The organism is Phyllobacterium bourgognense, assembly GCF_003337575.1.
Classification (GTDB): Bacteria; Pseudomonadota; Alphaproteobacteria; order Rhizobiales; family Rhizobiaceae; genus Phyllobacterium; species Phyllobacterium bourgognense.
The window spans coordinates 1-13,515 of sequence record NZ_QPJM01000019.1 but is presented as its reverse complement, the minus strand read 5'-3'; the positions used below and the strand labels follow the sequence as shown (position 1 = coordinate 13,515).

The 13,515-nt window shown below is 57.0% G+C and carries 11 protein-coding genes and 1 pseudogene; 10 read left to right on the top strand and 2 right to left on the bottom strand.

The window, feature by feature from the left end; genetic code table 11:
- Positions 1-86 precede the first annotated feature (86 nt).
- From C7476_RS23120 to C7476_RS23075, 10 genes are all read left to right on the top strand, one after another.
- Entirely contained in the window at positions 87-686 is a 600-nt protein-coding gene (locus C7476_RS23120) for a DUF922 domain-containing Zn-dependent protease (RefSeq protein WP_114432216.1), read from the top strand.
- Between the two features lie 57 nt (positions 687-743).
- Positions 744-1,937: a class C beta-lactamase gene (gene ampC, locus C7476_RS23115; protein WP_114432215.1), complete on the top strand. Its 1,194-nt coding sequence runs from the start codon at positions 744-746 to the stop codon at positions 1,935-1,937.
- Between the two features lie 97 nt (positions 1,938-2,034).
- Positions 2,035-2,622, top strand: coding sequence for an ANTAR domain-containing response regulator (locus tag C7476_RS23110; RefSeq protein WP_114432214.1), 588 nt, complete (start codon positions 2,035-2,037; stop codon positions 2,620-2,622).
- Positions 2,623-2,633: 11 nt separating this feature from the next.
- Complete coding sequence (locus tag C7476_RS23105) at positions 2,634-3,920, top strand: CmpA/NrtA family ABC transporter substrate-binding protein (RefSeq protein WP_114432213.1); 1,287 nt, start codon at positions 2,634-2,636, stop codon at positions 3,918-3,920.
- Between the two features lie 355 nt (positions 3,921-4,275).
- Positions 4,276-5,574, top strand: a complete 1,299-nt coding sequence (locus tag C7476_RS23100; RefSeq protein ID WP_114432212.1) for a CmpA/NrtA family ABC transporter substrate-binding protein — start codon at positions 4,276-4,278, stop codon at positions 5,572-5,574.
- Positions 5,575-5,605: 31 nt separating this feature from the next.
- Complete coding sequence (gene ntrB, locus C7476_RS23095; protein ID WP_425374024.1) at positions 5,606-6,478, top strand: nitrate ABC transporter permease; 873 nt, start codon at positions 5,606-5,608, stop codon at positions 6,476-6,478.
- Between the two features lie 11 nt (positions 6,479-6,489).
- Complete coding sequence (locus tag C7476_RS23090; RefSeq protein WP_114432210.1) at positions 6,490-7,287, top strand: ABC transporter ATP-binding protein; 798 nt, start codon at positions 6,490-6,492, stop codon at positions 7,285-7,287.
- A 1-nt stretch (position 7,288) separates the two neighbouring features.
- On the top strand, positions 7,289-9,754 hold the full coding sequence (gene nirB, locus C7476_RS23085) for a nitrite reductase large subunit NirB (RefSeq protein WP_114432209.1): 2,466 nt from the start codon (positions 7,289-7,291) through the stop codon (positions 9,752-9,754).
- 6 nt (positions 9,755-9,760) lie between these two features.
- Positions 9,761-10,093, top strand: coding sequence for a nitrite reductase small subunit NirD (gene nirD, locus C7476_RS23080; RefSeq protein ID WP_114432208.1), 333 nt, complete (start codon positions 9,761-9,763; stop codon positions 10,091-10,093).
- Between the two features lies 1 nt (position 10,094).
- Positions 10,095-12,758 (top strand): nitrate reductase, encoded by a 2,664-nt coding sequence (locus C7476_RS23075; RefSeq protein WP_114432207.1) that lies wholly within the window; start codon positions 10,095-10,097, stop codon positions 12,756-12,758.
- A gap of 8 nt (positions 12,759-12,766) precedes the next feature.
- Here C7476_RS23075 and C7476_RS23070 read toward each other — a convergent pair whose 3' ends face one another.
- Both C7476_RS23070 and C7476_RS28555 read right to left on the bottom strand, forming a co-directional pair.
- Positions 12,767-13,129 carry a CAP domain-containing protein gene (locus C7476_RS23070; RefSeq protein ID WP_245426505.1) on the bottom strand — a complete coding sequence of 121 codons (363 nt, stop codon included), beginning with the start codon at positions 13,127-13,129 and terminating at the stop codon, positions 12,767-12,769.
- Positions 13,130-13,326: 197 nt separating this feature from the next.
- A pseudogene (locus tag C7476_RS28555) lies at positions 13,327-13,515 on the bottom strand (IS30 family transposase); the annotation flags it as partial.

Genomic DNA, 13,515 nt, shown 5'->3' with positions numbered 1-13,515 from the left:
CGGCGGAAGGGAGCAAGTTCCTGGGCGCGCCGAACTCGATTGCTGAGGCGTCATTTTCACGATTTTGACAATCCGGGGGGATTCTGGTGAAAACAGTCGTCCGAATTTCGTTGCTGGCTGCCTGTTGCGCCTTGTTACCTGAAATTGCACATGCCGAGTGGCAAGCAGTCGAAAAAATAGAGAGCTATGCGGTTTCAGGAGAATCCGGTGCTGAACTTTACGCGTCGATCGGGGAGAGGGGACCAAGAGCCGGCGACAAGGGAAGCGCAATCGCGCACACGAATTTCCGCCTGACATGGTCGAGGAAATACGAGAACCAGGGCAATGCCTGCACGCTCGTCTCCGCAAAGCCGAAACTTGTAATCACCTACACGATACCGAAGCCCGCGGGAAAGCTGCCGGACGCCGTCGCCAGAAACTGGGAGAACTTTATCGCCGGGATCCGCCGTCATGAAGCGGTGCACGGCGAAATGATCCGCGAGATGGTCAAGTCAATCGAGACTGCAACGGTCGGCTTGTCTGTGCCTGATGATCCTAAATGTACCAAGATCAGAGCGGAGATGACGAAGCGTCTTTCCGAACTGTCTCAAACCCAGCGGCAGCGCAGCCGTGATTTCGATCGAACTGAACTCAGTGAAGGCGGAAATATCCACCAGCTCATCCTCGCATTGGTCAACGGGGTGTAGGCCTGCGGCGTGAGGATGCTTGGGCACCGGATCGATATTCTCGAAGGATGAAAACTGATGAATCTGAAACTTCTGGCTCCGATCCTGACTGCGTTCGTTTTCGCCACAATGCCGAGACCTGTTGGCGCAACGGAAAGTCAACGGGATGAGGTCGAAGTCTGGGTAAATGACGCCGTGCGGCCGGTCATGAGCCAGTACGATATTCCGGGCATGGCTGTCGGGGTAATTCTTGATGGGAAATCCTATATTTTCAACTATGGCAGAATGACGAAGGAAGGCAGCAAGCCGGTAACGGACAAAACGCTGTTCGAGATCGGCTCGATCAGCAAGACGTTCACCGCCACGCTGGCCACCTACGCACAAGCAAACGGAGATCTCGCATTGACGGAGCCGGCGGGCAAGTACGTTCCAGCCCTGCAAGGCAGTCCCTTTGGCGATGTGGAAATTCTGCATCTCGCGACGCACACCCCGGGAGGCTTTCCGCTGCAAGTGCCGGACAACGTCAAGAACGAACGGCAGATGCTGAAATATTTCAGGGAGTGGCAGCCAGCTTATCTGCCCGGCACGCATCGGACCTATGCCAACCCCAGCATCGGCATGCTCGGCTACATAACGGCGCACAGCATGAAAGGGGATTTCCCTACGCTGGTCGAACAGAAGCTGTTTCGACCGATGGGCATGGCCGACAGCTATATTAACGTCCCGCGCGACAGGATGGCGGATTATGCGCAAGGTTACACGAAAGCGGGCAAGCCCGTGCGCATGAGTAATGCGGTCTTGTCAGCAGAGGCTTATGGTGTGCGAACGACGGCCGCTGACCTGGTCCAGTTCCTCAAGGCAAATATGAACCTCGTGTCCCTGGATGAAAAGCTGGAGCGCGCAATAAGGGATACGCATGCGGGTTATTTCAGGGTCGGCGAGATGACTCAGGACCTCGTATGGGAACAATATGACTATCCGGTCGCGCTTCCCGCGCTGCTTGAGGGCAATTCCCAGAGAACATCGAGGCCGGCGCTTCCCGTCAAGCGGATAAGCCCTCCAATGTCACCTCGTCAGGATGTCCTCATCAACAAGACCGGATCGACGAACGGGTTCGGCGCCTATGTCGCTTTCGTACCAGAGAAGCGGATGGGCATCGTGATCCTGGCCAACAGGTTCTACCCCAACGAAGACCGGGTGAAGATCGTTCACCAGCTTTTCGCCCGCTTCGACAGCGTTGGTGCGGGTCACGAGCCAGCATCCGCCGAATAATACGGCCCTCTTCGCTAGACGGGCTTTTACACAGTTTGGGTCCCAGTGTGGCCTAATGTAGCATTGCACAATATTCATGCATGCGCAAAAATAAGGCATGAATGCTGCCTTGTCGATCATGATTTTCGATGAAAACCGTATCCGTGCCGCCATTATCGAAGAGGGCTTGCGGGAAGCGGGGCACACGCAAGTTGTGCTGCTCCACGACATTGTCGGATTGGCGCGGCAGATAGAGCTTATCGGTCCGGATGTCATTGTTATCGATATCGAAACGCCCAACCGCGATATGCTTGAGCATTTGTTTCAGCTAACGCGCTCGGTACGCAAGCCTATCGCCATGTTTGTGGATCGCTCGGATACTTTATCCATTGAAGCGGCTGTTGAAGCTGGCGTTTCGGCCTATGTGGTCGATGGCCTGAGAAAAGAACGCGTGAAGCCTATCCTTGATATGGCTGTGAGCCGGTTCAAGGCGTTCAGCCGGTTGCAGCAGGAACTGGCCGACGCCAAGAGCGCCCTTGAGGAGCGCAAGATCATCGACCGGGCCAAGGGAATCCTCATGAAATCGCGCAAATTAACCGAAGACGAGGCTTATGCGCTCTTGCGTCAGACAGCCATGAACGAAAAGAAGAAACTTGCCGATATTGCCCAAAGCGTCGTCATGGCGGCGGCAATTCTGGGAAGTTAGGAAAAGCCAGAATGAGTTTCATCCCGACCGGAATTGATCAGTACAAGAGCGGGCTAACAGCTCCTGCCACGATCCGCACGGAAAGTGCCAAGCTGGTTCGCGCCGGCTTCATCCCCCTCGTCGATGCCGCTGTTCTCATTGCCGCTTCGGAGTTTGGATTTGCCGCTCGCGAAGGTATCCAGATCGATCTGGTCAAGGATGTCTCATGGGCCAATATCCGCGACCGGCTGGCGTTCCGCCAGTTCGATATCGCCCATATGCTGGCTCCGATGCCGGTTGCCTCAGCGCTGGGTCTTGGGTCCAATCCATCTCCGACGATTGCTCCTTTCATGCTCGGCCGTGGCGGTAACGCCATTACGCTTTCCGTAGAGCTCTATCGTCGTATGCAGGAAAAGGCAGGTCTTGCCGGACATGAAGATGCCCTGACCAATGCCAAAGCCCTCAAGCTGGTAATCGAGGAGATGCGGGCAAAAAGCGAGGCTTTGCCGGTCTTGGGGATGACCTATCCGTTCTCCTCGCATAATTATGAACTGCGCTATTGGCTCTCTGCTGGCGGTATTCATCCGGAAGAGGATGTAAAACTGGTCGTGGTACCACCGCCGATGACATCCGATGCCCTATCCGCGGGAGCGATCGACGGGTTCTGTGTAGGGGCACCGTGGAATATGGTGGCAGTGTCGCGCGAAGTTGGACGCATCGTTGCCGTCAAGGAAGACATCTGGCCTTCAAGTCCGGAAAAGGTCATCGGGGCCAGACCGGAATGGGCGGAGCAGAATCCCGAGACATTATCCCGGCTGATTGTGGCGCTCGATCGCGCGGCAGCATGGTGCGATGTTTTGGACAACCGGCGTGACCTGGCGCAAATCTTGGCGGAACCCCGTTATCTCGACGTGCCCTTCGACATTCTCCATCGGGTGCTTATGGGACGGTTCACGACTGATCCGAACGGGATCGAGCGGACTGTTCCGGATTATTTTACCTTCCATCGCCAAGGCGCAAATTTCCCGTGGATCAGCCAGGCTCAATGGATATTCAGCCAGATGGTGCGTTGGGGACAGGTCACCTATTCGCCGGAAGCCCATCGGCAGGTTGCTTCAGCCTTCCGGCCGGATCTATATCGCAGCGCGCTTGGAAGCCGCGCCGATATCCCCGTGACGGATGTGCGTATCGAGGGAAACGCTGAGGATGACGTGTTTATCGATGGCGCCACGTTCGATCCAGAAGATATTCGTGGCTATGTTGCACGTTCCCCAATTCGGAATACCGGCGCCGGAACCACGGACCAGAGTGATGTTTAGTGCCGCACATGTTTTGTGCTGTGCACAATAAATTCGCACTCGACTGACGTCATCTGCACAAATCTATTGCTTTAAACATTCGTAGGCCCTTCGCGTCTTGCAAGGCTAAACAAAAAATATGTAACTTTTTCAGCTAGTTGCTATTTTTATTAAGAGTTGGCACGCGGTTTGCATTGATAATTTTGTTCCGTCAATGACGACAGGAACCGCAGGCACCGGCATCGGGTGCTTTCAAAGACACAGACGTCGCTCGGGCGAGTTCATTCTGCAGGTATGCCTGTAATGCACTCCATCCAGCGGCGTTTTTTTATGATTCAACCGGCCGCAAAGGCCGACGCGTTTCAGGGGAAATACTATGAAAGACATTCTGTCGACTGGCATGCACAGACGAAACCTTCTGAAAGCGGGCGGAACGTTGGCACTGTTTGCTGCCGCCAAATCTGCTTTTCCTGGTGGCGCTTTTGCGGCAGCTGCCGGTCCCGAGACGACAAAGGCAACGCTTGGCTTCATTGCGCTCACCGATTCTGCGCCACTAATCGTCGCCAAAGAAAAAGGCCTCTTCGCAAAATATGGCATGCCGGATGTCGAGGTAGTCAAGCAGGCCTCCTGGGGCACTACACGTGACAATCTCGTATTGGGTTCGGCCGGTAACGGTATTGACGGCGCACATATCCTCACCCCGATGCCGTACCTTATCAGTACCGGCAAGGTTACACAGAACAATCAGCCTCTACCGATGGTCATTCTTGCGCGGCTCAATCTCGACGCGCAGGCAATTTCCATTGGGTCTGCCTACGCGGATCTGAAGGTCGGTGCCAACTCCGGTGCACTGAAAGAGGCTTTTGCCAAGAAGAAGGCAGAAGGCAGCCCAGCCAAGGCCGCAATGACATTCCCGGGCGGTACACATGACCTCTGGATTCGTTACTGGCTCGCAGCCGGGGGTATCGACCCCGACAAGGATGTCGAAACCATCGTGGTTCCACCGCCGCAAATGGTCGCCAATATGAAAGTCGGCACGATGGACTGTTTCTGTGTGGGTGAGCCGTGGAATGCCCAGCTCGTCAACCAGGGCATCGGTTACACAGCAATCAATACGGCGGAAATCTGGTCCAAGCATCCGGAAAAATCTTTCGCCATGCGTGCCGATTGGGTCGAGAAAAATCCCATTGCGACCAGGGCACTGCTGATGGCCGTCCTCGAAGCCCAGCAATGGGCTGACGACATGGCGAACAAGGACGAACTGGCTGCAATCGTCGGCAAGCGTGCCTGGTTCAATGTTCCCGCTACTGATATCGCCGGACGGTTGAAGGGCGAGTACGACTATGGCTCCGGGCGTGTCGAGACAGCCAGCCCGCATTTGATGAAATTCTGGCGCGATCACGCTTCTTATCCGTTTCAGAGCCATGAAAAATGGTTCCTGACCGAGAATATCCGCTGGGGCAAATTTGCGCCGGATACGGACATCAACGCATTGGTTGGCAAGGTCAACCGGGAGGATCTCTGGCGCGAGGCGGCATCAGCCCTTGGCGTTGCTGCAACGGATATCCCAGCTTCGACATCGCGAGGTGCTGAGACCTTTTTCGATGGCAAGGTCTTCGATCCGGACAACCCGCAGACCTATCTCGCCAGCCTCGACATCAAACGTTTTGCCTAAAGGAACCGGTATGACTGCCAGCCCCGTACGGATGAATCCACAAAAACAGCCACACCCCCAAGCAAAGGTCGTCACTTTGAGCACTCCGAGATCATCTGTTGCTCGGCGGCGCTTTCCGCAGTGGCTCTCCGCCCTTGCAGGACATATCTTGCCGCCGCTGGTAACGCTGGCGTTTCTGCTGGTTCTTTGGGAAGTCATCTGCTCCTCGCCAACGGCGAGTGTTCCCCCGCCGTCGCGCGTTGTCTCCGAAACCTGGGAATTGATTGTCCATCCATTCTATGTTGGGCAAGGCGTTGACCAGGGTCTGTTCTGGCACATCTTCGCCAGTCTCAAGCGCGTGGCCCTCGGTTATTGCCTTGCGGCAATCGCAGGGATCGCTCTTGGTGCGCTGGTAGGCCAGAGCGACTGGGCGATGCGCGGTCTTGATCCGATCTTCCAGGTTTTGCGCACCGTTCCACCACTTGCCTGGCTGCCGCTATCATTGGCAGCCTTCAAGGACGGTAGTCCCTCCGCAATTTTCGTGATTTTCATTACGGCCATCTGGCCGATCATCATCAATACGGCGGTTGGTATCCGCAATATTCCGCAGGATTACCGGAACGTTGCAAGGGTGCTGCGTCTCAATCAGTTCGAGTACTTCACCAAGATCATGATCCCGGCGGCCGCACCATACATCTTCACGGGTTTGCGTATCGGTATCGGTCTGTCCTGGCTCGCCATTGTCGCTGCCGAAATGCTCATTGGTGGTGTCGGCATCGGCTTCTTCATCTGGGACGCGTGGAACTCCTCGCGCATAAGCGACATCATTCTCGCGCTCATCTATGTCGGCATCGTTGGCTATCTGCTTGATCGTGCCATTGCGTCCATTGCCAAAGTCGTCACCCGCAACACGCTCAGCGCCTGAAGGAAATAATCATGTCAAAACCCTATCTCTCGCTCGAACAGATCGACATGGTGTTCAGTCGCGGTGGTGCGAGCACACAAGTTCTGAACCAGGTCTCTCTCGACGTCGACAAAGGTGAGTTCATATCGATTATCGGCCATTCCGGTTGCGGGAAATCGACGCTGCTCAACATCGTGGCGGGCTTGACAGAGGCAACGCGCGGCGTGGTGCTTCTTGAGGGGGCTGTCGTCGATGCACCGGGACCGGACCGGGCGGTGGTGTTTCAGAACCATTCTCTGCTTCCCTGGCTGACAGTTTATGAGAACGTCAAACTGGCTGTGGACAAGGTTTTCTCACGTATTAAAAGCCGGGTCGAGCGGCATGAGTGGACCATGCGCAACCTCGAACTGGTTCAAATGGTTCATGCCAAGGACAAGCGCCCGTCGGAAATATCGGGCGGCATGAAGCAGCGTGTCGGCATTGCTCGGGCATTGGCGATGGAGCCGAAAGTCTTGCTGCTCGACGAGCCGTTCGGAGCCCTCGACGCACTGACGCGCGCCCATCTGCAGGATCAGGTCATGCAGATTCACGCCGAACTTGCCAATACCGTACTGATGATCACCCACGACGTGGATGAAGCGGTGCTTCTCTCTGATCGCATTGTCATGATGACCAACGGACCATCGGCCAAGATCGGAGAAGTCCTGGACGTACCGCTTGTTCGTCCGCGCCGCCGCATCGAACTTGCGTCGGACGCTACCTATATTCGCTGCCGCTCGGCAGTGCTGAAGTTCCTCTACGAACGTCATCGGCTCGTGGAGGCTGCGTGAGATGGAAGCATACGAGAAAAAGCAGAAGCTGGTTATCATCGGCAACGGCATGGCACCGGGGCGTGCGCTGGAACATTTGTTCGAACTGGCGCCCGACGCTTATGACGTGACGATCTTCAACGCCGAACCACGTGTCAATTATGATCGGATCATGCTCTCGCCGGTGCTTTCCGGCGAAAAGGAATTCGAGGAAATCATCATCCATGGCGACGGCTGGTACATCAAGCATGGAATCATGCTGTACAAAGGCCACAAGGTGGTCAATATCGACCGCGTTGCCAAAACGGTTACTTCCGATGCGGGAACGACCGAACCTTACGACAAGTTGCTGATCGCCACCGGCTCTTTGCCATTCATATTGCCCCTGCCCGGCAAGGATCTTCCCGGCGTATTGACCTATCGCGACCTTGACGACGTCAACGCTATGTTGCTTGCGGCGCAATCGCGGGCGAGGGCCATCGTCATCGGTGGCGGATTGCTCGGTCTCGAAGCGGCGGCTGGACTCAAATCGCGCGATATGGATGTGACGGTCCTGCATGTCATGCCGACATTGATGGAACGGCAGCTCGATCCGGCGGCAGGCTATCTCCTCGAAAAGGCGGTTGAAGCGCGGGGTATCAAGGTCCTCACCAAGGCCAGCACCAAGGAGATTATTGGGGAAAAGAAGGTCGAAGGCGTGTTGCTTGCCGATGGCACCATCCTCCCCGCCGATCTTGTGGTTATGGCCGTCGGGATCCGGCCAAGTGGTTCGCTCGCCCAGGAGGCGGGACTTGAATGCAATCGCGGCATTGTCACGGATTCCGGCATGCGCACGTCCGATCCGGACATCTTTGCTATTGGCGAATGCGCGGAAGTCGGCGGTCAATGCTATGGGCTCGTAGCGCCGCTCTATGAAATGGCGCGGGTGGTTGCTTCGCAGCTTGCAGGAAACAGCGAAGCAGCCTTTGTTCATAGCGAAACGCCGACCAAACTGAAGGTCACCGGCATCAACGTCTTTTCGGTCGGCGATCTCGGGGAGGGCGATGATCGCCAGGAAATTGTGTTGCGGGATGCTTCTGCCGGCGTTTACAAGCGCCTTGTCCTCAAGGATGACCGGATCATCGGGACAGTCCTGTACGGCGAAACGTCCGATGGTGCCTGGTTCCACGATCTCACCAAAAAGCGCACCGACATTTCGGAGATGCGCGACACCCTGATTTTCGGCCAGTCCTATCAAGGAGGGTCCCCGCTGGACCCTATGGCGGCCGTTGCAGCCTTGCCAGATGATGCGGAAATCTGCGGTTGCAACGGCATTTGTAAGGGAAAGATCACCGGCGCCATCACAGGCAAAGGCCTGACATCGCTTGACGACGTGCGTGCCCATACCAAGGCTTCCGCCTCTTGCGGGAGTTGTACCGGCCTTGTCGAGCAGCTGTTGTCGCTAACATTGGGCGATAGTTATAACCCTTCTGCAGTCACGCCGATGTGCAGCTGCACCGATCTCGGCCATGACGATGTGCGTCGCCTGATCAAGGCGAAGGGTCTGAAATCGATTCCCGCTGTCATGCAGGAGCTTGAGTGGAAGACCTCCTGCGGCTGCGCCAAGTGCCGCCCGGCATTGAACTATTATCTCGTCTCCGATTGGCCGGATGAATATGCCGACGATTACCAGTCGCGTTTCATCAATGAGCGCGTCCACGCCAATATCCAGAAAGACGGAACCTATTCGGTCGTTCCGCGCATGTGGGGCGGCATGACCAGTGCGAAGGAATTGCGTGCCATTGCCGATGTCGTCGATAAATTCGAGATACCGGCGGTGAAGGTAACCGGTGGTCAGCGCATCGACATGCTGGGCATCAAGAAAGAAGATTTGCCCGCCGTCTGGGCCGATCTCGGCAAGGCCGGTTTCGTCTCGGGCCAGGCCTATGCCAAGGGTCTGCGCACCGTGAAAACCTGCGTCGGGACGGACTGGTGCCGGTTCGGTACGCAGGATTCCACTGGACTGGGCATCCGCATCGAGAAGTTCATGTGGGGATCGTGGACGCCAGCCAAACTGAAAATGGCGGTATCCGGCTGTCCGCGCAATTGCGCCGAGGCGACCTGCAAGGACATCGGAATTATCTGCGTCGATTCCGGTTTCGAGATCCATTTTGCCGGGGCGGCCGGGCTCGATATCAAGGGGACGGAGGTCCTGGGGCTGGTCCATACGGAAGATGAGGCGCTGGAGCATGTGGTGGCACTGGCCCAAATGTACCGCGAGCAGGGCCGTTATCTGGAGCGGATCTACAAATGGGCCAAGCGTGTCGGCCTTGATGAAATCCGCCGGCAGATCATGGGCGATGCGGATAAGCGCAAGGGCTATTTCGACCGTTTTGTTTTCAGCCAGAGATTTGCCCAGGTCGATCCCTGGTCCGAGCGTGTGTCCGGCGTGGACAAGCATGAGTTCCAGCCTATGGCGACCATCGCTTACCAACAAGCAGCGGAGTGAAACGTCATGAACGACTGGATTGAAATCGGGGCGCTCAACGACATCCCCCGCCGTGGCGCACGCTGTGTGATGACGCCGCAAGGCAAGATCGCGGTATTCCGCACGATGGAGGATCAGGTCTTCGCCATCGACGATCATTGTCCGCACAAGGGTGGGCCGCTGAGCCAAGGGATCGTCCACGGAGCTTCGGTGACTTGCCCGCTGCACAATTGGGTGATCTCGCTGGAAACCGGCCGGGCGCTTGGAGCCGATGAGGGCAGCGTTAAAACCATTGCGATAAAGCGCGATGGCGAGCGGATATTTGCCCTGCTTGAACGCGCTGCCATGGCGGCGGAATAGAATGCTTGAATCTCCCAACATCGTTCGCACCACCTGCGCCTATTGCGGAGTGGGTTGCGGCGTTCTCGCCACAAGGGAGGAGAGCGGAGCCATCGGCATCAGGGGTGATCCCCAGCACCCTGCCAATTTCGGGCGTCTTTGCTCGAAAGGCTCCGCTCTTGGCGAGACCGTCGATCTGGAAGGGCGGCTGCTCGAACCGCAGATCGGGGGCAAGCCCGCAAGCTGGGATACGGCGCTCGATCTCGTGGCAAGCCGCTTTACCGAAACCATAAGCGAACATGGCCCAGACAGCGTAGCCTTCTATGTCTCCGGCCAACTCTTGACCGAAGATTATTATGTCGCCAACAAGCTGATGAAGGGTTTTATCGGTTCGGCCAATATCGACACTAATTCACGGCTGTGCATGTCGTCTTCGGTGGCGGGACACAGGCGCGCTTTCGGGTCGGACACGGTTCCCGGAACCTATGAGGATCTGGAACTCGCCGATCTCATCATCCTGACCGGCTCCAATCTTGCCTGGTGCCATCCTGTGCTCTATCAGCGGATCGCGGCGGCAAAGATCAGGCGTCCGGAGATGCGTGTCGTGCTTATCGATCCGCGCCGCACCATGACCGCCGATATCGCCGACATACATCTCAAAATAAAACCGGATGGCGATACGGCACTGTTCGTCGGTCTGCTTGGGTTTTTGGCGGCACAAGGCGCGGTGGACCGGAACTATGTTGAGCGGTACACGTCGGGGTTCGATGCGGCATTGGCTATCGCCAACAGTCACGATCTGCGCAGCATTGCCGCCCGGACCGGGATCTCTCCCGAAGAACTTCGTGCGTTTTTTGAACTGTTCACGCGAACCGAGCGAAGCGTGACGGTTTACAGCCAGGGTGTGAATCAATCCGTCAGCGGCACCGACAAGGTCAATGCCATTATCAACTGCCATCTGGCAACGGGTCGCATCGGTCGCCCCGGTATGGGGCCGTTTTCGATAACCGGTCAGCCCAACGCCATGGGTGGCCGCGAGGTTGGCGGACTGGCGAACATGCTGGCGGGCCATATGCATCTGGAAGATGCCGGGCACCGCCAGCTCGTGCAGGAGTTCTGGGACGCTCCGACCATTGCGTCGGAGCCGGGACTGAAGGCTGTCGATCTTTTCGATGCAGCGCGGGCGGGGAAGATCAAAGCGCTGTGGATCATGGCGACCAATCCGGTGGATTCGATGCCGGAGGCGGATCTGGTCATCGAAGCCTTGAAGACCTGTCCTTTCGTCGTTGTTTCCGACATCAATGCGATGACGGATACGACATGCTATGCCGATGTGCTTTTGCCGGCGGCCGGTTGGGGCGAGAAAGATGGCACCGTCACAAACTCCGAACGCCGCATCAGCAGGCAGCGTGCGTTCCTGCCGCTGCCGGGCGAGGCGAAGCCCGACTGGTGGATTATTACACAGGTGGCCTGGCGCATGGGATTCGCCGCGGGCTTTCCCTATGAAAACGCAGCCCAGATATTTGCCGAGCATGCAGCGCTTTCGGGCCACGAAAATCACGGCCGCCGCGACTTCGACATCAGCGCGCATTCCGCCATAACAGGCACGGACTACGATGCACTTTCGCCATTTCAGTGGCCGCAGGGCAGGGATGAGCCTGCGACCGAAAAGCGCTTCTTCGGGCAAGGCGGGTTTTATACGCAAGACCAACGCGCACACTTTATTGCGGTGCGACCGGCGAATGAGGAAGCAATCGACCCGCTCTTTGCCTTCACGCTGAATACGGGCCGTGTTCGCGATCATTGGCATACCATGACCCGCACGGGAAAAAGCGCGCGTCTTTCCGCCCACTTCGCCGAACCTTTTGCCGAGATCAATCCGCTCGATGCCGCAGAGCAGGGCATTGCCGACGCCAGTCTGGTCAAACTCAGTAACGATCATGGCAAGATCGTCGTCCGGGCATTGCTGACGGAACGGCAGGCGAGGGGCAATATCTTCGTGCCCATGCACTGGAACGGGCAATTTACCGGCAATGCGCGGGTGGACAGGCTGGTTACCGCGAATGTCGATCCGGTTTCCGGACAGCCGGCTTTGAAGATGGCACGCGTCGCGATCAAACCGTTCGCCGCTCGCTGGTATGGCTTTGCCATCTTGCATCATAAGCCTCTGCCCGATGCGGAATATTGGGCCTTGGCCAGGGCGGATGGAGGTTACCGGCTCGAATTGGCCGGTCATAGCGAGCCCGGGGACTGGAGTGCCTACGCGCGAAACCTGTTCCGGGCAGAGCCAGATATCGAACTGCTTGCCTATCACGATTCACATGACTACCAGCACCGCATCGCGGCATTCGATGGCGAGAGGCTGCTTGGCGTGCTCTATGTGGCGCGCGAACCGGTGACTGTTTCGCGCAGCTGGGCCAGCGAACAACTGACGCGGAAATTCACAGATGCACGGCAACGCTTCCAGCTTCTGGCCGGGCGACCGGGCAGCGACATGCCGGACAAGGGTGCAATTGTCTGCGCCTGTTTCTCGGTCGGCCGCAACGAGATTGCCACTGCCGCCAATGAGGGTTGCAGTACTGTGGAAGCAATCGGCGAACGCCTTAAGGCCGGGACCAATTGCGGCTCCTGCCGTGCCGAAATCCGGGGAATTATCGACGCATGCCAAATCGTTGCAGCCGAATGAAATTGCCGTTATCCGCAAGCGAAGAAAGTCGAGTAACCTCCGACTACTGAAACTCCGGCGTATCGCATGTTTGGTCGAAGCAGATTCGTATTGTGACCTGCAGAATTCCTCCATCCCGAAAAAAGAGCCTGTGCACTCCTATATCTGACTCCGACGTTTTCCGTACACACTCCGCTCAGTCCGGCTGCTTTTGCTTGAGCTGATCTCTGGCGGAACCCATCATGACCGATAGTTCCCCGGGCCGCTTGCTCCCGGCTATGTTGCCGGGCCAGGGCTTTCAGCGTGCCATTGACGACTAGCGGGGGCAGGCCATGGCTCGTCCTATAGGAATTGATGAGAGTCAGCGTCTGGGGTCCGAAATCGCCTGTCATGGCGATGGGCTGTGCCGTACCTGCACACCCAGAAACCAGAACCGCAACTGCCATTGCATGTAGGATCTTCATTTGTCGGATTTCCCCACTGTTTCGATTTACTACGGTTTGAGACTCTGTGCGGCAGGGCCGCACTTCGTACCTGAACCCACCCCCGTGTGGGTTCTATTTCAAATGCAACGGCGGGGTGGGGCAGGCTATTCCGGCAGCGATACAATTTCAACAAGCTGCTCCCTGAACACTTCGGTCGGGGTCCTGTAGTCAAGACACTTTCGCGGGGTCGCGTTGAGCCGCTCGCAGATTGATCGCACGGATTGATGGGGAAGGGACAAGAGATCGGTGTCGCGCGGCAGGTAGCGTCGCACCCTTTTGTTCATGTTCTCGAC